The 20,095-nt window shown below is 63.5% G+C and carries 18 protein-coding genes; 12 read left to right on the plus strand and 6 right to left on the minus strand.

The features are described 5' to 3' along the window. The first annotated feature begins 24 nt into the window (after positions 1–24). A complete protein-coding gene (locus HWE04_RS00900) occupies positions 25–468 on the plus strand; it encodes an acyl-CoA thioesterase (protein ID WP_006461401.1) in 444 nt (147 codons plus the stop codon). Between the two features lie 89 nt (positions 469–557). On the opposite strand, the gene HWE04_RS00905 is transcribed toward HWE04_RS00900, so the two are convergent. Together HWE04_RS00905 and HWE04_RS00910 are read right to left on the minus strand one after the other, a co-directional pair. Next, positions 558–2,426 carry a phosphoenolpyruvate carboxykinase (GTP) gene (locus HWE04_RS00905; RefSeq protein WP_241811234.1) on the minus strand — a complete coding sequence of 623 codons (1,869 nt, stop codon included), beginning with the start codon at positions 2,424–2,426 and terminating at the stop codon, positions 558–560. Between the two features lie 386 nt (positions 2,427–2,812). Further along, positions 2,813–3,703 (minus strand): LysR family transcriptional regulator, encoded by an 891-nt coding sequence (locus tag HWE04_RS00910; protein ID WP_241811235.1) that lies wholly within the window; start codon positions 3,701–3,703, stop codon positions 2,813–2,815. 206 nt (positions 3,704–3,909) lie between these two features. Between HWE04_RS00910 and HWE04_RS00915 the strand changes: the two genes are divergently transcribed. Beyond that, a complete protein-coding gene (locus HWE04_RS00915) occupies positions 3,910–4,920 on the plus strand; it encodes a zinc-dependent alcohol dehydrogenase family protein (RefSeq protein ID WP_006461395.1) in 1,011 nt (336 codons plus the stop codon). 101 nt (positions 4,921–5,021) lie between these two features. Continuing rightward, positions 5,022–6,008, plus strand: coding sequence for a D-2-hydroxyacid dehydrogenase family protein (locus HWE04_RS00920; RefSeq protein WP_006461393.1), 987 nt, complete (start codon positions 5,022–5,024; stop codon positions 6,006–6,008). Here the strand turns inward: HWE04_RS00920 and HWE04_RS00925 are convergent. Continuing rightward, positions 5,986–6,750, minus strand: coding sequence for a hypothetical protein (locus tag HWE04_RS00925; protein WP_006461391.1), 765 nt, complete (start codon positions 6,748–6,750; stop codon positions 5,986–5,988). The two genes, HWE04_RS00920 and HWE04_RS00925, sit on opposite strands and share 23 nt — an antisense overlap. Before the next feature lie 226 nt (positions 6,751–6,976). Here HWE04_RS00925 and HWE04_RS00930 point away from each other — a divergent pair, with 226 nt between their 5' ends. Continuing rightward, the gene (locus HWE04_RS00930) at positions 6,977–7,462 is read left to right on the plus strand and encodes an asparaginase domain-containing protein (RefSeq protein WP_241811236.1); all 486 of its coding nucleotides are present in this window, start codon (positions 6,977–6,979) and stop codon (positions 7,460–7,462) included. A gap of 21 nt (positions 7,463–7,483) precedes the next feature. Here the strand turns inward: HWE04_RS00930 and HWE04_RS00935 are convergent, their stop codons facing one another. Next, on the minus strand, positions 7,484–8,383 hold the full coding sequence (locus HWE04_RS00935; protein WP_234294807.1) for a LysR family transcriptional regulator: 900 nt from the start codon (positions 8,381–8,383) through the stop codon (positions 7,484–7,486). 174 nt (positions 8,384–8,557) lie between these two features. On the opposite strand from HWE04_RS00935, the gene HWE04_RS00940 reads away from it, so the two are divergent. Further along, positions 8,558–9,625 carry a YeiH family protein gene (locus tag HWE04_RS00940; RefSeq protein WP_241811237.1) on the plus strand — a complete coding sequence of 356 codons (1,068 nt, stop codon included), beginning with the start codon at positions 8,558–8,560 and terminating at the stop codon, positions 9,623–9,625. An 89-nt stretch (positions 9,626–9,714) separates the two neighbouring features. Here HWE04_RS00940 and HWE04_RS00945 read toward each other — a convergent pair whose 3' ends face one another. Further along, complete coding sequence (locus HWE04_RS00945) at positions 9,715–10,185, minus strand: SRPBCC family protein (RefSeq protein WP_006461387.1); 471 nt, start codon at positions 10,183–10,185, stop codon at positions 9,715–9,717. Positions 10,186–10,341: 156 nt separating this feature from the next. Here HWE04_RS00945 and HWE04_RS00950 point away from each other — a divergent pair, with 156 nt between their 5' ends. The 6 genes from HWE04_RS00950 to HWE04_RS00975 all read left to right on the plus strand — a co-directional run bounded on the left by HWE04_RS00950 (position 10,342) and on the right by HWE04_RS00975 (position 16,936). Beyond that, positions 10,342–12,414: a UvrD-helicase domain-containing protein gene (locus tag HWE04_RS00950; RefSeq protein WP_077236217.1), complete on the plus strand. Its 2,073-nt coding sequence runs from the start codon at positions 10,342–10,344 to the stop codon at positions 12,412–12,414. 229 nt (positions 12,415–12,643) lie between these two features. After that, positions 12,644–13,456, plus strand: coding sequence for a basic amino acid ABC transporter substrate-binding protein (locus HWE04_RS00955; protein ID WP_241811238.1), 813 nt, complete (start codon positions 12,644–12,646; stop codon positions 13,454–13,456). An 89-nt stretch (positions 13,457–13,545) separates the two neighbouring features. After that, on the plus strand, positions 13,546–14,289 hold the full coding sequence (locus HWE04_RS00960) for an amino acid ABC transporter permease (protein WP_006461384.1): 744 nt from the start codon (positions 13,546–13,548) through the stop codon (positions 14,287–14,289). Positions 14,290–14,383: 94 nt separating this feature from the next. Beyond that, the gene (locus HWE04_RS00965; RefSeq protein WP_241811239.1) at positions 14,384–15,682 is read left to right on the plus strand and encodes a TIGR03862 family flavoprotein; all 1,299 of its coding nucleotides are present in this window, start codon (positions 14,384–14,386) and stop codon (positions 15,680–15,682) included. Further along, positions 15,679–15,888 carry a SlyX family protein gene (locus tag HWE04_RS00970; protein ID WP_006461382.1) on the plus strand — a complete coding sequence of 70 codons (210 nt, stop codon included), beginning with the start codon at positions 15,679–15,681 and terminating at the stop codon, positions 15,886–15,888. Before HWE04_RS00965 ends, HWE04_RS00970 begins: the two co-directional genes overlap by 4 nt. 121 nt (positions 15,889–16,009) lie before the next feature. Next, positions 16,010–16,936, plus strand: coding sequence for a recombination-associated protein RdgC (locus tag HWE04_RS00975; protein ID WP_077236221.1), 927 nt, complete (start codon positions 16,010–16,012; stop codon positions 16,934–16,936). Between the two features lie 99 nt (positions 16,937–17,035). On the opposite strand, the gene HWE04_RS00980 is transcribed toward HWE04_RS00975, so the two are convergent. Beyond that, the gene (locus tag HWE04_RS00980) at positions 17,036–17,671 is read right to left on the minus strand and encodes a TetR/AcrR family transcriptional regulator (protein WP_102662794.1); all 636 of its coding nucleotides are present in this window, start codon (positions 17,669–17,671) and stop codon (positions 17,036–17,038) included. 230 nt (positions 17,672–17,901) lie between these two features. Between HWE04_RS00980 and fusA the strand changes: the two genes are divergently transcribed. Further along, positions 17,902–20,007: an elongation factor G gene (fusA, locus tag HWE04_RS00985; RefSeq protein ID WP_006461379.1), complete on the plus strand. Its 2,106-nt coding sequence runs from the start codon at positions 17,902–17,904 to the stop codon at positions 20,005–20,007. Positions 20,008–20,095: the final 88 nt, after the last annotated feature.

The raw sequence follows: 20,095 nt of genomic DNA on the forward strand, positions 1-20,095 counted from the left end.
ACCAATCCTGACGCCCTGCCCGAGATGAGTGATTCCCGACCGCAAGCCGGCCAACGCGCCGATTTTCCGCATTTCCACCCGATCCAGACGCGCTGGATGGATAACGACGTCTATGGTCACGTCAACAACGTCGTCTACTACAGCTGGTTCGATACCGCCGTGAACTACTACCTGGTGCAACAGGGCGTGCTGGATATCGAGCACGGGGAAGTCATCGGCCTGGTCATCGAAACCCATTGCAATTATTTTGCGTCAGTCGCCTTTCCGGATGCGATCGAGGTCGGCGTGCGGGTGGCACACATGGGTCGCAGCAGCGTGCGCTACGAACTGGGTATCTTCAAGGCCGGCGAAGAGCTGACGGCGGCACGCGGCCACTTCGTGCATGTCTATGTGGATCGCGCTACACGGCGGCCGGTGGAATTGCCGGCCACGCTGCGTCAGGCGCTGGCCGGCCTGATACAGAGCTGATCCGAGGCTGATCCGAGGCTGATCCGCAAAAGAAAACGCCTGCCGCATCGCTGCGGCAGGCGCTTCTCGTCTTCTCCGTGCCGGTCAGCTTAGGCTGCCAGCTTCTTCTCCAGCTTGTCCTTCACGCCCTGCAGTTCGGGCGGCAGCTTGTGCTTGAGCTTGTCGAACAGTTCCGCATGCAGCTCCAGTTCCTTCAGCCAGGCGGCCTTGTCGATGGAGGTGATGGTGGAGAACTGCTCGGCGCTGAAGTCCAGGCCTTCCCATTGCAGGTCATCGAAACGCGGGGTGACGCCAAACAGGTGCTCGACACCGCCGGTCTTGACGCCTTGCGGGTCTTCGATGCGGTCCAGCATCCACTTCAGCACGCGCATGTTGTCACCAAAGCCCGGCCAGACGAACTTGCCGTCGGCATCGGTACGGAACCAGTTGACGCAGTAGATCTTGGGCAGCTCGGCCGGGGAGGCGGCGATCTTCTTGCCGATGTCCAGCCAGTGCTGGAAGTATTCGCTCATGTTGTAGCCGGCGAAGGGCAGCATGGCGAACGGGTCACGACGCACCACACCCTGCTGGCCGACAGCCGCAGCGGTGGTTTCCGAACCCATGGTGGCGGCCATGTAGACACCCTCGACCCAGTTGCGGGCTTCGGTCACCAGCGGCACGGTGGTGGAACGGCGGCCACCGAAGATGAAGGCCGAGATCGGCACGCCGGCCGGATCATCCCAGGCCGGGTCGATCACCGGGTTCTGGGTGGCGGCGACGGTGAAGCGGGCGTTCGGGTGAGCCGCCTTGCGGCCGGTTTCCTTGCCGATTTCCGGCGTCCAGTCCTTGCCCTGCCAGTCGATCAGGTGGGCCGGGGCTTCCTTGGTCATGCCTTCCCACCAGACATCGCCGTCATCGGTCAGCGCCACGTTGGTGAAGATGGTATTGGCCGAGACAGAGGCCATGCAGTTGTAGTTGCTCTTCTCGTTGGTGCCCGGGGCCACGCCAAAGTAGCCGGCTTCCGGGTTGATCGCATACAGGCGGCCATCGGCACCGGGCTTGATCCAGGCGATGTCGTCACCGATGGTGGTGACCTTCCAGCCGCCGAAGGCCTTGGGCGGGATCAGCATGGCGAAGTTGGTCTTGCCGCAGGCCGATGGGAAGGCCGCTGCGACGTAATGCTTCTTGCCCTCCGGGGATTCCACGCCCAGGATCAGCATGTGCTCGGCCAGCCAGCCCTGGGCGCGGCCCATGGTGGAAGCGATGCGCAGCGCGAAGCACTTCTTGCCCAGCAGCGCGTTGCCGCCGTAGCCGGAGCCGAAGGACCAGATTTCGTGGGTTTCCGGGTAGTGCACGATGTACTTGGTGGCATTGCACGGCCAGGGCACGTCCTTCTGCCCGGCGGCCAGCGGTGCGCCCACGGTATGCACGCAAGGCACGAACTCGCCATCGCTGCCCAGCACGTCGTACACCGCCTTGCCCATGCGGGTCATGATGCGCATGTTCACCGCCACATAGGGCGAATCCGACAGTTCCACGCCGATGTGGGCAATGGGCGAACCCAGCGGGCCCATCGAGAACGGCACGACGTACAGGGTACGGCCGGCCATGCAACCATCGAACAGGCCGTTCAGTGTCTGGCGCATCTCGGCCGGGTCGGTCCAGTTGTTGGTCGGGCCGGCGTCTTCCTTATTCCTGGAGCAGATGAAGGTGCGGTCTTCCACGCGCGCCACGTCCGACGGATCGGAGCAGGCCAGGTAGCTGTTGGGACGCTTTTCGGCGTTCAGCTTCTTCATGGTGCCGGCGGCGACCATTTCGCCGCACAGGCGGTCATATTCTTCCTGGGAGCCATCGCACCAGTAAATGCGAGCCGGCTTGGTCAGCGCGGCGATTTCTGCGACCCAGTTGATCAGTTTCTGGTGTTTGACGTAGGCGGGGGCGTTCACTGCGGGAATGCCTGCCATGAGGGGTTGGTTCATATGCTACCTCCAATGCCACTAAGTTGATGAATTCGGTTGGCACGGCAGGATCGTCGTTTCCAGGCGATGGGGTGTTCACATCAGGCTGCGAGACGGCGGTCTTGTCGATGGCGACCGCCTCGCCGAGGCCGGCCACCTTGCCCGTCACCGTGGACGGCGGCGGGTTTTGCTCACTCTTCGACAGTCGAGAATGCAAGAAAGTGGCAGCGATTGTACCCCGATAAAAAAGAATTTACGCAAATTTGTAGCGGAAAATACCCGACTTATGTAGTAGGTAATTACAAATCAAAAAAATTCTGTTTTTTCATTACTGTGGCGCATAACATCGATTTCGTTAAAAACCGCATGAAGACTGGATTTGCGAGGGATTGCGGGCGATTCATCATTCACGTTGTGAATATCTCGCGCAGAAATTCGACAAAAACTTTCACCTTGGCGGTTTCCCGACGTGTGGGCTGGTAGAGCGCGACGATATCGGGACCAGCCGCCTGCCATTCGGACAGCACCGGTAGCAGACTGCCCTCCTGCAAGGCCGGAGCAAGGGTCACCGACATCTGCTGGATGATGCCGCAACCGGCCTGGGCGGCCGCCACCATCGACTCTACGTGATCCATCATCACCAGGCCCCGGGGAATATGCGAGCTTTCCTTCCCCTCATGACTGAAGCGCCAGGGCCGGACCATGCGCGTACGCGGATTGAGAAAGCCCAGGCAGGCAAACTGGTCCAGTGCGTCGGGCGTTTCCGGCCAGCCGTATTGCTGCAGGAAGGCCGGCGCGGCGCAGCACAGGTAACGGGTCGCGGCCAGCTTGCGCGCCACCAGCCCCGAGTCGCCCAGCGCGCCGATGCGCACCAGCACGTCCACGCCTTCTTCCACCATGTCGACCATGCGGTCGCTGACGGTGATGCGCAGCTCCAGCTCCGGGTACTGGCGCAAGAAACGTGGCAGCGCGGGCGCCACATAGCGGCGGCTGATGACGCTGGGCAGGTCGACCCGCAGCACACCGGCCGGACGGGTATCGGAGGCACGCAAGCCGGCCTCCAGCTCGCCCATGTCCGCCAGCAGTCGCAGTGCCTGCTGGTGGCAGTGGCGGCCTTCTTCGGTGAGCGACATGCTGCGCGTAGTGCGGTTGAGCAACCGCACCTTGAAATGTGCCTCCAGGGCGGCGACGTGGGTGGTCACCGAGGAGGTCGACATCGACAGTTTCTCGGCCGCCCGACTGAACGCGCCAGCCTCGACCACGGTACAGAACACCTTGAGCATGTCCAGCCTGTCCATCTTTTTCTCCCCGGTTTGGTTGTCGTCATCCGTTAGCGAGATTCTAGGGCCTCACGACGCCGCGATTATCCGCAACCCCGCAATTCTGACTTCGGTCGCGCCCGGTTTTTCCGCTGGCCCGGGCTACCTAGACTGCGTGCATCGACCTCACCGCCACCTGGCGCATGGCGATATCCACCCGTCCACCCAGTCTCAAGGAAGCCATCATGACCCACGCCATCCCTGCCACCATGCAAGCCGCCGTCCTCACCCGCTTCGGCGCACCACTCGACATCACCGACATTGAAACGCCCAGCCTGCGTCCCGGCCAGGTGCTGGTACGCATCGCTGCCAGCGGCGTCAACCCGCTCGATACCAAGATCCAGGCCGGCAATGCCGCCCACGCCCAGACCCGCCTGCCGGCCATCCTCGGCATGGACATGGCCGGCGTGGTCGAATCCGTGGCGCCCGGTGAAACGCGATTTTCGCCCGGCGACGAAGTCTTCGGCATGAGCGGCGGCATCGGTGGCGTCCCCGGTTCGCTGGCGCAGTTCGCCGCCTTCGATGCCGATCTGCTGGCCCACAAGCCCCGCACGGTGTCCATGCGCGAAGCCGCCGCGCTGCCGCTGATCTTCATCACCGCCTGGGAAGGCCTGGTTGACCGCGCCCGCGTGCAGCCAGGGCAGAAGGTATTGATCCACGGCGGCGCTGGTGGCGTGGGCCACGTGGCCGTGCAGATCGCTGTCGCCCTGGGTGCCGAGGTCTATGCCACCGGCAGCGCCGACCAGAAGACCGTGATCGAGAGCCTGGGCGCCACCGCCATCGACTACCGCGCCCAGGAGGTGGAGCAGTACGTGCAGCAGTACACCGGCGGCGAGGGCTTCGATGTCATCTACGACACCGTCGGCGGCGCGACCCTGGATGCCTCGTTCGCGGCCGCCCGGCGTTACCTCGGTCATGTCGTCAGCTGCCTGGGCTGGGGCGTGCACAAGCTGGCGCCGCTGTCGTTCCGGGCGGCCAGCTATTCGGGCGTCTTCACCCTGCTGCCGCTGCTGACCGGGCAGGAGCGTGCGCGTCACGGCCGGATCATGGCCGAGGCCGCCCGCATGGTCGATGCCGGGCAGTTGCGCGTGCTCACCGATACGCATCGCTTTACACTGGAGCAGGTCAACCAGGCCCACGCGCTGGTCAGCGAAGCTCAGGCCCGGGGCAAGGTGGTCATCGATATCGCCCGCTAGGGTCAGCTCGTGCCGAATCCTGGCAATCGCTTTATGATGGACGCCCACGCCGGCCACCCACCTGGCCGGCGCAGCCCCGCAAGACTGCCACGGAGACCCCCATGAAGATCGCCATCCTCGACGACTACCAGGATGTAGTACGCCACCTCGATTGCTTCAGCCTGCTCGACGGTCACGACGTCAAGGTATTCACCAATACCATCCGCGGCACCGGCCAGCTGGTGGCGCGCCTGTCACCCTTCGACGCCGTGGTGCTGATCCGCGAACGCACTGCCCTGACCCGACCCGTCCTGGAAAAGCTGCCCCTGCTCAAGCTGATCTCGCAGACCGGCAAGGTCAGTGGTCATGTCGACGTGGCTGCCGCCACCGAGCGCGGCATCGCCATTGTCGAAGGCGTGGGCGACCCGACCGCGCCGGCCGAACTGACCTGGGCACTGATCATGGCGGCCATGCGCCGGGTGCCGCAGTATTGCAGCGCGCTGCGTGCCGGTGCCTGGCAGCAGGTCTCGCCCACCCCGCACCTGAACCTGCTGGGCACGGCACTCAAGGGCCGCACGCTGGGCATCTGGGGCTACGGCAAGATCGGTCGCATGGTGGCAGGCTATGGTCGCGCCTTCGGCATGCAGGTGCTGGTGTGGGGCCGCGAGGCCAGCCGCGAACAGGCAGTCAAGGATGGCTACCAGGCTGCTGCCAGCAAGGAAGCCTTCTTCGCCCAGGCCGATGTACTGAGCCTGCACCTGCGCCTGAACGACGCCACCCGCGGCATCGTCAAGGCGGCCGACCTGGCACTGATGAAGCCGACGGCCTGCTTCGTCAACACCAGCCGCGCCGAGCTGGTCGAGCCGGACGCGCTGGAAGCCGCACTGGCGGCAGGACGCCCCGGCCTGGCCGGGCTCGATGTCTTCGAGCGCGAACCCTTGCCGGTGGACTCCCCCCTGCTGAAGATGGATAACGTGGTGGCCACCCCGCACCTGGGGTATGTGGAAAAGGACGGCTACGAACTCTACTTCCGCGCCGCCTTCCGGAACATCGTGGACTATGCCGCCGGCACGCCCGCGAACGTGCTCAATCCTGAGGTTCTGGGGTGATGCGATGGATGGTGCGCACCGGCGGCTGATACACCGACTGCGGCATCGGGCCGCCTGACTTCCACAGGTGCCGCCAGCCCGGCGGCCATGGCAGCGGTGGCCCGGCATACTCCGGGACATTGCGCCGCACCGGAATGACCGGCAGATGCTCCGGCATGCTGCCGTTGTAGTGCCAGCCCAGGCTGAACGCATAATCCGGCAACAAGGTGGCGCACACCAGCTCGAACCAGTTGGCGTGCTCCTGGTCCTCGCCCAGCGCCTGCGCCAGCCCGTGCGGATCGAACTGCGCCAGCAGGCGTGCCAGTTCCTGCGGCGAGGCCGAGGGGCCATCGCCCCAGCCCAGCACCGGATTGAAGTTGTAATCGGCGCCCGAACCATACCAGCCCTCCCGCCACGGCCGCTCGATCCAGTTGCGCGGGCCGCTGAACAGGTGCCAGCGCCAGTGCAGCCCGGACGGTTTGGGCCAGCTGTAGAGATAGAGCCGCTGATAACCGGCACGATGCAGTTCGCGCACCATCTCCATGAGCCGGGCATGCGGCATGCGGTCCGGCGGGGTGCGACGGAACAGGATGGGCGTGCCATCGGCGTGCTGCACTTCGTCGGAGGACAGGTTCAGATCCAGCGTACGCACTTCACTGCCGAAACGTGCAGAAATCCAGCCCGTCAACAGGTTGACGAGCACGATCACGCCATAGCCGCGATGGCGGTGGAAGATAACGGTGCCGGGTGCCAAAGGTTTCATATCCGAACCATTATAGATGTCCTTGCAGAATCGCATTGGCGACCAGGCCGCAACGCGTGCGCCACGGTCGCACCAGGCAGGAAACCGCCGCGGCTGCGTGTAAGATAGCGGCTGGCCCGTGCCGGAACTGCCGTTCCCCGCGCCATTGGAGCGTTCCTTGCTTGATCCCCGGAACACCCTTTTCTCGATTTCTCGATTTTTTGACCAGTTGGAAGATAGGAAGACCATGAGCCTGCGCATCATCGCCACCGGCGGCACCTTCGACAAGCACTATGACGAAATCGCAGGCCAGCTTGGCTTCGGCGAAAGCCACCTGCCGGACGTCATCGCCCGTGCCCGCATCACCACCGAAGTGTCCCTCGAAATCCTGAGCCTGCTCGATTCGCTGGAGATGCAGGATGGCGATCGCCAGCGCGTGCTGGCGGCCTGCCAGGCCTCGCAGCAACAGGCCATTGTCATCGTGCACGGCACCGATACCATGCAGCAGACCGCCCAGGTGCTGGGCCAGGCGCTGACCGACAAGACCGTGGTGCTGACCGGCGCCATGATCCCCTACGAGATCGCCAACTCCGATGCCCTGTTCAATTTCGGCTTCGCCTGCGGCGTGGCGCAAGTGCTGCCACCGGGTGTGTATGTGGCGATGAATGGACGCATCTTCGCCTGGAACAAGGTCGCCAAGAACCGCAGTGCCGGCGTCTTCGAGCCGATCTGAAATGGCACCGGCCGCCCTGCGCTAGCGGGGTTGCTGCTGCGCCCACTCCCGACAGAACGACAACAGCGCCGCCAGGCTGGGCGAAGCAGCCCGGTGGCGGCTGACGACCATGTAGAAATGGCGGCGCAAGGTCGGCAACGGGGTCTCCAGTTCGACCAGCTTGCCGGACTCGATCAGGTCCTCCACCACCGAGCGCGACAGGCAACTGATACCCAGGCCTTCGGCGGTGGCGCGCTTGATCGCCTCAGAATTGCCGAATTCGAACGACGACGGCAAGTGGTGCAGATAGGGAATCAGGGCATGCTCGACCGCCTCGCGCGTGCCTGAACCGGCCTCGCGCAAGAGCCAGTCGGCCTCGCGCAACATCTTCAGCGTGATCTTGCGCCCGCCCGTGACAATGGGATGCGCGGGCGCGGCCACCACGATCAGCTCGTCCATCATCCACGGTTCGACCTGCACGTCATCGGCGTGGCAGGGGCCTTCGATCAGGCCGGCATCGACCTCGAAATTGACCACCGCATCGACGATGTCGGCCGTATTGGCCACCAGCGCCCGTACCCGTGCACCGGTGTGATCCCGGCGATAGGCCGCGATCATGGCCGGCAACAGATAGCTGCCAATGGTGGTGGAGGCCCCCAGATGCAGCTCGCTGCCGGAGGCCGGGTCGTTGAACTGGCGCTCGATGGTATGGGCGGCGTCCAGCATGTGGCGTGCCTGCGGCAGCAGCTGCCGTCCGCTGTCGTTCAAGACCAGCCGTTTGCCGACACGGTCGAACAGCTGCACGCCCAGCAGACTCTCCAGCTCATTGAGTGAAGCGCTGGCCGCCGATTGCGACAAGGCGACCAGCCCGGCTGCGGCCGTGGTCGAACCCGACTGGGCCACGGCCAGGAAGATCTGCAATTGCCTGAGTGTGATCCGCATATTTTCCCCAATATCCACCAAGTGCATTCCCGGCGCCCGGGAGCCACCATCAATCTACCCATTTAACAGGTAGATATTAGCAAAACAACGCGTTTTTCTTTTACATCCAGCCCACGTACAGTGCACTCCATCAACCGAACTGATCTATCGAACACATCCTGTGTGGAGAGCATCATGCGTACCGCAACCCAAACTTCCCCCCTGCATCCCGCGCTGGCCGGCATCGTCCTCTCGGGCGCGGTGGCGTGGGTCGCCATGCGCCTGGGCGATATCGCCTGGCTGCAGAACCACGGCTTTTCGGCCCTGACGGTGGCCATCGTGCTGGGCATCATCCTGGGCAACACCGTCTATGCGCGCATGGGCGCCTACTGTGGCGAGGGCGTGCGCTTTTCCAAGCAGACGCTGCTGCGCGCCGGCATCATCCTGTACGGCTTTCGCCTGACCTTCCAGGACATCGCCCATGTCGGCATCTCCGGGGTGGTGATCGATGCGGCCATGCTGCTTTCCACCTTCGGCCTGGCCTGGCTGGTCGGTACCCGGGTGCTGAAGCTGGATCGCGATGCCGCGTTGCTGATCGGCGCCGGCAGCTCGATCTGTGGCGCGGCCGCGGTGATGGCAACCGAACCGGTACTGCGGGCACGCAGCGAAGAAGTCACCGTGGCGGTATCGACGGTGGTGATCTTCGGCTCCCTGGCCATCTTCCTCTATCCGCTGCTCTACACCTTGCAGGCCGAACCGGTCTGGGGCCTGCGCCTGCCGGACTTCGGCGTCTACATCGGTTCCACCGTCCATGAAGTGGCGCAAGTGCTGGCTGCAGCGCGCTCCATCGACCAGCATACGGCCGACGTGGCGGTGATCACCAAGATGGTCCGCGTGATGATGCTGGCGCCCTTCCTGCTGATGCTGTCGATGCGGGTCGCTCCGCGCAGCTCGGGTCAGCAACACCAACCGCACCAGTCGCACCAGCAGCGCAAGCTGTCCATTCCCTGGTTTGCCTTTGCCTTCATCGGCGTGGTGATCTTCAACTCCTTCTTCCCGCTGCCGGCCCAGGTCAACCAGGTGCTGCTGCAGATCGATACCCTGATGCTGGCCATGGCCATGGCCGCCCTGGGTCTGTCCACCCACCTCTCGGCCCTGCGCAGCGCCGGCATCAAGCCGATGATCCTGGGTGCCGTGCTGTTCGCCTGGCTGGTGATCGGCGGCGCACTGGTCAACGGCGCACTGGGACGCTTGCTGGCCTGAGTGTTGGCACCAGACTGAAAAAAAGCGCGGTCTCCCTGGGGAGCCGCGCTTTTCGCATGCGGAAATGACTGCCAGACAGGGGACGTCACTCAGTGCAAGCCGCCGCGCTGGGACAATTCACGGATGATGCGTATCGTATCGATATCGGCCTCCTGATAGGCCTGGCGCCGGAAATTGTCGTAGAAGGCTTCGGAACCATCGATATCGGCCGGCTTGCCATCGTCGTACTCGAAGCGCACGAACAGCACCTCGGCCTGCGGCTCCTCGATGGTCATGCTCATGCGCGAGGCCGGGATGTCACCCTGCGCCGGCACTTCGTAGAGCACCTGGATCTGCGGCAGGTAGCTCACCTTGTCGATGATCACCAGTTCGCCATAGCGCAACTCGCGATGCACGCCCTCCAGGCTCTTGTCGGACAGGCGGCACTCGTCCAGGTGCGGCATGAACAGGCGCGGCGACTCCGCCCGCAGGACCAGGCCATGCCACAGCTCGTCGCGGCTCAGGGTGTCGATCAGCGGGTTGAGCGGATCGTTGATCTGGATGAGGTGATTGAATTTCATGTTTGCACTCGTTTAGTCTGGCCACGCTGGGTGAGCCCATGCGCGCATTGTCCCACAGGGCCGGTCCGCCGGTAGCGACCTGAAGCGGCCGGGCTGCAGGCGGACTGCTACAATGGCGCCTCTTTTCCACCCCCTGCCGCCGCCGATACCCTCCGTATGTCCGCCCCTTCTTTCGGCCTGAACAAGCCACAAAGCGAAGCCGTCCACTACATGGCCGGACCTTGCCTGGTGCTGGCCGGGGCCGGCTCGGGCAAGACCCGGGTGATCACGCAGAAGATCGCACACCTGATCGAGAACTGCGGTTACGAATCGCGCAACATCGCCGCGCTGACCTTCACCAACAAGGCTGCGCTGGAAATGCAGGAGCGTATCGCCAAGCTGTTGAAGGACCCGAAACAGGCCAAGCACCTCACGGTGTCGACCTTCCATTCGCTGGGGGTGAAGATACTGCGGCAGGAGTCCAAGCATCTGGGGCTGAAGGACCGCTTTTCAATCATGGACAGCGACGATTGTTTTTCCCTGGTGCAAGAACTGGCGGTAACCACCGACAAGGCCATCATCCGCGGCATCCAGAACGCCATCTCGCTGTGGAAGAACGGCCTGGTCGATCCGACACTGGCCGAGAAGAACGCCCGCACCGAGGACGAGGCCCAGGCGGCCCGCATCTATCGCAGCTATGTCGCCACGCTCAAGGCCTACCAGGCAGTGGACTTCGACGACCTGATCCGCCTGCCGGTGGAACTGTTCCGCAGCAACGAGGAAGTACGCGACCGCTGGCAGCGCAAGCTGCGCTATCTGCTCATCGATGAATACCAGGACACCAACACCTGCCAGTACGAACTGGTCAAGCTGCTGGTCACCGGCGTGGGCAAGAAGCCCATGTTCACCGCCGTGGGCGACGACGACCAGGCCATCTATGCCTGGCGCGGCGCCACCATCGAAAACCTCAAACTGCTGGGTGTGGACTTCCCCAACCTGCACCTGATCAAGCTGGAACAGAACTACCGCTCCAGCACGCGCATCCTGCAGGCGGCCAATGCGGTCATTTCCAACAACCCAAAGCTGTTCGACAAGACCCTGTGGTCGGAACACGGTCTGGGCGATCCGATCAGCGTGATGGCCATGGATGACGAGGAAGCCGAGGCCGACCAGATCGCCATCACCCTCTCGGCGCACCGCTTCGAACGGCGCGCCAAGTTCGCCGACTACGCCATCCTGTACCGCGGCAACCACCAGGCCCGCATCCTGGAAAAATCGCTGCGGCGCGAACGCATTCCCTACGTCATGTCGGGCGGACAGAGCTACTTCGACCGCGCCGAGATCAAGGACATCATTGCCTACCTGCGCCTGATCGCCAACCAGGATGACGACCCCGCCTTCATCCGCGCCGTCACTACCCCGCGCCGGGGCGTCGGCCAGGCCACACTGGAAGTGCTGGGTACGCTGGCCGGGCAGTGGCAGTGCTCGCTGTTCGAGGCCGTCTACAAGGGCGGCCTGGAAGACAAGCTGACCGACCGCCAGCTGCTGCCGCTGCGCAAGTTCTGCGACTTCATCAACGCCCTGGAATCGCGTGCCACCCGCCCCGGCCCCTCCGGCAGCGGTGCCGAGGCCGGCCGCGTGCTGGACGACATGATGGAGGCCATCAACTACGAGTTCTACCTCTATGACAGCTTCGAGGAGCGCGCCGCCCAGGCACGCTGGCAGAACGTGGTGGACTTCATCAACTGGCTGAAGGAACGCGCCTGCGGCGGCCGCGATGGCGACGGCGAGGAAAAGAACCTGCTGGAGATCACCCAGATGGTGGCCCTGATGAGCATGCTCGAAGGCCGCGATGAAGAGCAGGATGCGGTGCGCATGTCGACCCTGCACGCCTCCAAGGGACTGGAGTTTCCGCACGTCTTCCTGGTGGGTGTGGAAGAAGGCATTCTGCCCCACAAGGGCGACCCCGATACCCCGCCCGAAGCCGCCGCCGCACGCGTGGAAGAAGAACGCCGGTTGATGTATGTCGGCATCACCCGCGCCCAGCGCTCGCTGCACCTGTCCTGGTGCAAGCGCCGCAAGCGCGCCAAGGAAGTGATCGAGTGCCAGATTTCGCGCTTCGTGAAGGAGATGCGGCTGGACGAAGGCGAGGCGGTGCCGCAGGAAAGTGAAAAGATCACGCCCCAGGCGCGGCTGGCCAATCTGAAGGCCTTGTTGCAGAAACCTCGTCCGACGCCGGAAGGAAGTTGAGCCTGGCCGCGCCAGAGTGTTCAAAACGTGGCAAAAATGTCGTCCACACGCACATATATTGTGCGATTTGCCCGGATTTGATGTGCAAGCGCCCGCCCCGGCCGTCTCGCGGTTTAAAATGCCGCCTGCTAAAAAATCCCCAAGTTTCACCGGAGCAACATCACCGGCTGTGCCATCCGCGCGTGCCGCCTTGCTCCGCCCAACCATTCCAGACAAGGAAATCCACAAGATGATCAAGATGTTCTCCCGCCACGCCCGCGCGCTGGCGCTGACCGCCGGCTTCGTCGGCATGCTGGGCCTGGCTGCCTGCGGCAAGCAGGAAGACAAGAGCGCCGCTGCCGCCGCGCCGCAGGCCGCCCCGGCACGCGTGTACGTGGTTGGCGTGGAATCGGCCTATGCGCCCTTCTCCTCGGAAAACGAACAGAAGGAAGTGGTCGGCTTCGACATCGACATCATGAAGGCGCTGGCCAAGAAGATCGGCATCGAAGTCAAGTTCGTGCCGACTCCGTTCGAAGGCTTCTTCAACTTCCTGGCGCAGGGTGACCGTGACCTGCTGATCTCGGCCATCACCATCACCGACGAGCGCAAGAAGTCGGTGGCCTTCTCCGAGCCCTACTTCGTGGCCACCCAGACCATCGCCCTGCCGGCCGCTGATACCAAGGTCAGCAAGATGACCGACCTGAAGCCCCTGACCGTGGGTACCCAGAGCGCCACCTCCGGCGACGAACTGGTGCAGCAGGTGCTGGGCAAGAACAGCGCCAAGATCAAGCGCTTCGACTCGACCCCGCTGGCCCTGAAGGAACTGGAAAGCGGTGGCGTCGATGCGGTCGTGGCCGATGAGCCGGTGGTCAAGAACTACATCGCCAACAACCCCAACAGCAAGCTGCGCACCGTCACCGATCCGGATTTCCCCAAGGAAGACTACGGCATCGCCGTGCGCAAGGATGATCCGGAACTGCTGGCCAGGATCAACAAGGGCCTGGCCGAGATGAAGGCCGATGGCAGCTTCGCCGCCATCAGCGCACAATACTTCGGCAAGTAAGCAGACCGCTGCCAAGACAGGACGGCGGCGCCATGCCGCCGTCCTGCATTTTCGACACCCGATTTCTTCAATCACCGATCGAGTCCGACATGGATTTCCGCTGGAGCATCATCCAAGGCTATGCGCCGCTGTTCGCCAAGGGCGTTCTCATGACCTTGCAGGTGTCGCTGATCAGTATCCTGATCGGCACCGTGATCGGCTTGCTGGTGGGCATGCTGCGCCTGGCCGAGGTACAGCACGGCGCCTGGAAGTGGCCGCTCAGATGCCTGCGCTGGCTGTCCGGCTTCTATGTGGCCTTTTTCCGTGGCACGCCGTTGTTCGTGCAGATCATGCTGATCCACTTTGCAGTGATGCCCTTGCTGGTGCAGCAGGAACATGGCCTCCTGATCAGCGGTGAACTGGCCAGGACCATCAAGCAGGACTACGGCGCCTTCCTGTCGGGTACGGTGGCCTTGTCGCTCAATGCCGGGGCCTACATTTCGGAAATCTTCCGCGCCGGCATCCAGTCCATCGAGCGCGGCCAGTCCTATGCCGCCGCCAGCCTGGGCATGAACTACGGCCTGACGATGCGCTACGTGGTGCTGCCCCAGGCCTTTCGCCGAATGCTGCCTCCGCTGGGCAACGAAGCCATCACGCTGCTGAAGGATTCGTCCCTGGTCTCGGCCATCGGCCTGGCCGAACTGGCGTATGCGGCTCGTACCGTGGCCGGCACCTATGCCCGCTACTGGGAACCGTATATCACCATCTCGGTACTGTATTTCTCCATGACCATCTGCCTGGCGCTGGTCGTATCGCGCCTGGAAAACAAGTACAGCGCACCGCATCGTCGTTGATCGCAGCTGACCACTACTGACCGCCACCGCAGCAATGTGCGGCAATCGCGTGCGCTCAGCGCAGGCGGGCGGTATCATCCCGCGCATGACACAGATGCAGACTCTCCCAAGCAACACCCCAGGCAACGGCCGCGCAGTCGTGATCGGTGCCGGCCCGGCCGGGCTGATGGCGGCCGAAGTGCTGGCCGCCCATGGCCTGGCCGTGGACGTCTATGACGCCATGCCCTCGGCCGGCCGCAAGTTCCTGCTGGCCGGGCGTGGCGGCATGAACATCACGCACTCCGAAGCGCAGCCCGACTTCCTGCCGCGCTACGGCAATCGCCGCGAGCAGGTCGCGCCCTTCGTGCGCCGCTTCGATGCGGATCGCCTGCGCCAGTGGATCCATGATCTCGGCATCGAGACCTTCGTCGGCAGTTCCGGCCGGGTCTTCCCGCGCGAGATGAAGGCTGCGCCGCTGCTGCGCGCCTGGCTGCATCGCCTGCGCGAGTCCGGCGTGCGCCTGCACATGCGCCATCGCTGGCTGGGCTGGCAGGACGACGGCAGCCTGCACCTGGCCGGCCCCGAGGGCGACATCAGCGTGCGCGCCGACGCCGTGGTCCTGGCCCTGGGCGGAGCGAGCTGGCCGCGCCTGGGCTCGGACGGGAGCTGGGTGCCATTGCTGCGTGAACGGCAGGTCGAGGTCGCTGCGCTGCAGCCCTCCAACTGCGGCTTCGAACTGGACTGGAGCGAACACTTCCGCGAGCGCTTCGCCGGCGAGCCGGTCAAGCCGGTGGTCGCCAGTACCGCGCTGCCCAGTGGCGGCGTACAGAATCGTCGCGGTGAATTCATCGTCACCGCACAAGGCATCGAAGGCAGCCTGGTCTATGCCATGTCGGCCGCCCTGCGCGAGACCATCGCCAGCACCGGATCGGCCCGCCTCTATCTGGACCTGCTGCCGGACTGGTCGCTGGAAAAGGTGGAAGCCGAGCTGGCCCATCCACGGGGCGCCCGCTCGCTGTCCAGCCACCTGCAGAGCCGCCTGCATCTCAAGGGCGTCAAGGCCGGCCTGCTGCGCGAACTGATGAGCAAGGAAGATTTCGCCGACATGGGCAAGCTGGCGCGTGCCATCAAGGCACTGCCGCTGCCGGTGTTGCGACCGCGTCCGATCGAGGAAGCCATCAGCAGTGCCGGTGGCGTCAGCTTCGAGGCGCTGGACGACGCACTGATGCTGCGCGCCCTGCCGGGTGTGTTCTGCGCCGGCGAAATGCTGGACTGGGAAGCGCCCACGGGCGGCTACCTGCTCACCGCCTGCTTCGCCACCGGCCATGCCGCCGGCCTTGGCGTAGTCCAATGGCTCAAGGACGAAGGCCGCCATGCCGGCCTGGCCACCCCCTCTACGGAAGGACAGAAGTGATCAACGAAGACCGCATCATCGACATCGAGATGAAGATCGCCCATCAGGAAGACCTGGTGGATGAGCTGAACCAGACCGTCTATCGCCAGCAGAAGAAGATCGAAGAACTGGAAATGCTGCTGCATGCCCTGGCCAAACGCTTCAAGGAAATGTCCGACAGCAGTCAGGATCGTGCGGCGGCCAATGAAAGGCCGCCGCATTACTGAACCATAGGCGACGGCACTGTCGCGGGATGGAGAATTCAGGGACGGACGTGGACAATCCGACATCGCTTGTGTCGGGACGGACGTGTAAAATCTTCCTTTTTGCCCCTGCCTCCGGAAGCCTATGTGGTTTAAGAATCTACAGATCTATCGTCTGCCCGCACCGTGGGCGATCAACGCCGACGAACTCGAATCCCACCTGGCACCGCAGGCCTTCACCGCCTGCTCCAGCCTGGACATGCAAAGCCAGGGCTGGGTCCCGCCGCGCAACAATGAAAAGCTGGTGCATGTGGTGAACCGCCAGCTGTTGCTCAAGCTCGATACCGAAAAGAAACTGCTGCCCTCGACCGTCATCAACCAGGTCACCAAGGCCCGCGCCGCCGAGCTGGAAGAACAGCAGGGCTTCCCGCCCGGCCGCAAGCAGACCAAGGAATTGAAGGAGCAGGTCACCGATGAGCTGCTGCCACGCGCCTTTTCCGTGGTGCGCAGCACCTGGGTGTGGATCGATCCGGTCAATGGCTGGCTGCTGGTCGACGCCGGCTCGCCCTCCAAGGCCGAGGAAGTCCTGAAACTGCTGTTCAAGGCCATTCCGAAGTTCCCGCTGGAAACGCTGCGCACGGTCATGTCGCCAGGCGCGGCGATGACCGACTGGCTGGTCAGCGATGAAGCCCCCAACGGCTTCACCGTGGACCAGGATACCGAACTGCGCTCCACCGCCGAGAGCAAGGCCACCGTGCGCTATGTCCGCCACGCACTGGAAGCGGAAGACATCCGCCGCCACATCGAGGCCGGCAAGCAGTGCACCCGCCTGGCCCTGACCTGGGCGGACAAGGTGTCCTTCGTGCTGACCGAGAACCTGTCGGTCAAGCGCATCGCGCCGCTGGACGTGCTCAAGGAAGACAGCGAAATCGCCGGCAAGAACGACGACGAACGCTTCGACGGCGATTTCATGCTGATGAGCGGCGAACTGGCCAAGCTGCTGGCCGCGCTGGTGGACGCCCTGGGCGGCCAGTTGAAGGAAAATGACGGCGCCCTGGCACAAGCGGCCTGAGGACTAAGGCCTGAGCTGCTGCAAGCAAGCAAGCCAATGAACAACGGGAGCCTCGGCTCCCGTTTTTTTATGTCCCTTCCCAACGCTGGCATCGCAGTGTCAACTGCCCGCCTCCACCAGCACATTCTCCAGCGGCAGCATGGCGTGCTTGAGCGTGGCGGCCAGCCGCGCATTGGACACCCCGTCCCGGGCGCCCAGCGCCAGTCCATTGAGGAAGCTGGTGTAGAAATCGCCCAGCGCGGTCACGTCGGCATCGGCGCGAATCTCCCCATCGCGTTGCGCCTGTAGCAGGCGGGCACGGATCTCGTTGCGGCGCTTGTGCCGGCGTTGCGACAGCGCATCACTGTGTTCGCTGTTCTCGGGGGCACAGTTGATGGCGGAAATCACCACCATGCAGCCTTTGCCAACCGGCAATCCCGGTAACTCGGATTTGCCGGAATACATGCGCACGCTGGCGCGCAGCATGGCCTGCAGATCTTCGCGTATGCCCTTTCCAGCCTGCAACAGGCGCAAGGGTTCGGCGCTGACGGTGCGCGAATAGACTTCCACCACCTCGCGGAACAAGGCATCCTTGTCGCCGAAGGCGGCGTACAGGCTTGGGGCCTTCACGCCGATGGCATCGGTCAGGTCGGCCATGGTGGTGCCTTCGTAACCCTTGTTCCAGAAGACTTGCATGGCCTGGCGCAATGCCTGATCGCGATCGAAACTGCGCGGGCGGCCGCGGGTTCTTATCATCGGTGTCCTTTGCGGGGTGTTACCCCAATCGGTAATGGATACGTCAGGCAGTGTAGTTTATTTTAATCGGGGTTACAAAAATAATTGCAAACCCCTTGAATAATCCCGCAGTCGTTTCTATTATCTAATGCTCGTTACATAAATAAGCGTGTACCGAACAGGATTGGTGGTCCATGACCACCTGTTTCCCACCTCATCAGTCAAATAGGCACCCATCGAAAGGACATGCCATGAGCCGCAAGACCCGAATAGAAAACTACCGCAACATCGGTATCAGCGCCCACATCGACGCGGGCAAGACCACGACCACCGAGCGCATTCTTTTTTATACGGGTGTGAATCACAAGATCGGCGAAGTGCATAACGGTGCGGCCACCATGGACTGGATGGAGCAGGAGCAGGAACGCGGCATCACCATCACCTCGGCCGCCACCACCGCCTTCTGGAAAGGCATGGCCGGCAATTACCCCGAGCATCGCATCAACATCATCGATACCCCGGGCCACGTGGACTTCACCATCGAGGTGGAGCGTTCCATGCGCGTGCTGGATGGCGCGGTGATGGTGTACGACTCGGTGGGTGGCGTGCAACCGCAGTCCGAGACCGTCTGGCGCCAGGCCAACAAGTACAAGGTGCCGCGCATCGCCTTCGTCAACAAGATGGACCGCATCGGCGCAGACTTCTTCCGCGTGCAGCGTCAGATCGAAGAACGCCTGAAGGGCAAAGCCGTCCCCATCCAGATTCCGGTGGGCGCGGAAGACCACTTCTCGGGTGTGATCGACCTGGTCAAGATGAAGGCCATCATCTGGGACGAGGCCAGCCAGGGCGTGCTGTTCAAGTACGAAGACATCCCGCTGGAGCTGGAAGAGACCGCACGCGAATGGCGCGACCGCATGGTCGAGCAGGCCGCCGAGGCCAATGAGGAATTGCTGGAGAAATACCTCTCCGGCACTCCCCTGACCGAGGACGACATCAAGCGCGGCCTGCGCCTGCGCACGGTGGCCAACGAGATCGTGCCGATGCTGGCTGGCAGCGCCTTCAAGAACAAGGGCGTGCAGGCCATGCTGGATGCGGTGATCGACTACCTGCCCTCGCCCATCGACGTGCCGGCCATCGCCGGCCATGCCGAGGACGACAGCGAGATCGAGCGCCATCCGTCGGACGAGGAACCGTTCTCGGCCCTGGCCTTCAAGATCATGACCGACCCGTTCGTGGGGCAACTGACCTTCTTCCGCGTGTATTCCGGCCTCATCAACTCCGGCGACACGGTCTACAACCCGCTGAAGGGCAGGAAGGAACGCCTGGGCCGCATCCTGCAGATGCACGCCAACGAGCGCAAGGAGATCAAGGAAGTGTTCGCCGGCGATATCGCGGCGGCCGTCGGTCTGAAGGACGTGACCACCGGTGACACCCTGTCGGACCCGGAGCACCCGATCATCCTGGAACGCATGATCTTCCCGGAACCGGTGATCTCGCAGGCGGTGGAACCGAAGACCAAGGCCGACCAGGAAAAGATGGGCATTGCCCTGAACCGCCTGGCGCAGGAGGATCCGTCCTTCCGCGTGCATACCGACGAGGAATCGGGCCAGACCATCATGTCGGGCATGGGCGAGCTGCACCTGGAAATCCTGGTGGACCGCATGAAGCGCGAGTTCAACGTCGAAGCCACCGTCGGCAAGCCGCAGGTGGCCTACCGCGAAGCGATCCGCAAGGGCGTGGAAGACGTGGAAGGCAAGTTCGTCAAGCAGTCGGGCGGACGCGGTCAGTACGGCCATGTGGTGATCAAGCTGGAGCCGCAACCGGCCGGCAAGGGCTATGAATTCGTCGATGCCATCAAGGGTGGCGTGGTCCCGCGCGAATTCATCCCGGCGGTGGACAAGGGTATCCAGGAATCGCTCAAGGCGGGTGTGCTGGCGGGTTATCCGGTAGTGGACGTGAAGGCCACGCTGACCTTCGGGTCGTATCACGACGTGGACTCCAACGAAAACGCCTTCCGCATGGCGGGCTCGATGGCCTTCAAGGAAGCGATGAAGCGCGCCGGTCCCATGCTGCTGGAGCCGATGATGCAGGTCGAGGTGGAAACGCCCGAGGAATTCATGGGCAACGTGATGGGCGACCTGTCCTCGCGGCGCGGAATGGTGCAGGGCATGGAAGACATGGTCGGCGGCGGCAAGCTGGTGCGCGCCGAAGTCCCCCTGTCGGAAATGTTCGGCTACTCGACCACGCTGCGTTCACTGTCGCAGGGTCGCGCCACCTACTCGATGGAGTTCAAGCACTATGCCGAGGCGCCACGGCAGGTGGTGGAGCAATTGACCGGTAACAAGGCCCGCGGCTGATTGCCTGGCCTGCGCAGGCAACCGGGGTACTACGCCGGGTAGTCACAAAGCCGGGGCATCTTGCGATGTCCCGGCTTTATTTTTAGAG

It is taken from the genome of Herbaspirillum sp. C7C2 (genome assembly GCF_022627865.1).
GTDB lineage: Bacteria > Pseudomonadota > Gammaproteobacteria > Burkholderiales > Burkholderiaceae_D > Herbaspirillum > Herbaspirillum frisingense.

Coding starts and splice junctions, on each gene's coding strand:
- HWE04_RS00900 (WP_006461401.1), top strand. CDS start 25: ATGAGTGATTCCCGACCGCAAGCCGGCCAACGCGCCGATTTTCCGCAT.
- HWE04_RS00905 (WP_241811234.1), bottom strand. CDS start 2,426: ATGAACCAACCCCTCATGGCAGGCATTCCCGCAGTGAACGCCCCCGCC.
- HWE04_RS00910 (WP_241811235.1), bottom strand. CDS start 3,703: ATGGACAGGCTGGACATGCTCAAGGTGTTCTGTACCGTGGTCGAGGCT.
- HWE04_RS00915 (WP_006461395.1), top strand. CDS start 3,910: ATGACCCACGCCATCCCTGCCACCATGCAAGCCGCCGTCCTCACCCGC.
- HWE04_RS00920 (WP_006461393.1), top strand. CDS start 5,022: ATGAAGATCGCCATCCTCGACGACTACCAGGATGTAGTACGCCACCTC.
- HWE04_RS00925 (WP_006461391.1), bottom strand. CDS start 6,750: ATGAAACCTTTGGCACCCGGCACCGTTATCTTCCACCGCCATCGCGGC.
- HWE04_RS00930 (WP_241811236.1), top strand. CDS start 6,977: ATGAGCCTGCGCATCATCGCCACCGGCGGCACCTTCGACAAGCACTAT.
- HWE04_RS00935 (WP_234294807.1), bottom strand. CDS start 8,383: ATGCGGATCACACTCAGGCAATTGCAGATCTTCCTGGCCGTGGCCCAG.
- HWE04_RS00940 (WP_241811237.1), top strand. CDS start 8,558: ATGCGTACCGCAACCCAAACTTCCCCCCTGCATCCCGCGCTGGCCGGC.
- HWE04_RS00945 (WP_006461387.1), bottom strand. CDS start 10,185: ATGAAATTCAATCACCTCATCCAGATCAACGATCCGCTCAACCCGCTG.
- HWE04_RS00950 (WP_077236217.1), top strand. CDS start 10,342: ATGTCCGCCCCTTCTTTCGGCCTGAACAAGCCACAAAGCGAAGCCGTC.
- HWE04_RS00955 (WP_241811238.1), top strand. CDS start 12,644: ATGATCAAGATGTTCTCCCGCCACGCCCGCGCGCTGGCGCTGACCGCC.
- HWE04_RS00960 (WP_006461384.1), top strand. CDS start 13,546: ATGGATTTCCGCTGGAGCATCATCCAAGGCTATGCGCCGCTGTTCGCC.
- HWE04_RS00965 (WP_241811239.1), top strand. CDS start 14,384: ATGCAGACTCTCCCAAGCAACACCCCAGGCAACGGCCGCGCAGTCGTG.
- HWE04_RS00975 (WP_077236221.1), top strand. CDS start 16,010: ATGTGGTTTAAGAATCTACAGATCTATCGTCTGCCCGCACCGTGGGCG.
- HWE04_RS00980 (WP_102662794.1), bottom strand. CDS start 17,671: ATGATAAGAACCCGCGGCCGCCCGCGCAGTTTCGATCGCGATCAGGCA.
- fusA (WP_006461379.1), top strand. CDS start 17,902: ATGAGCCGCAAGACCCGAATAGAAAACTACCGCAACATCGGTATCAGC.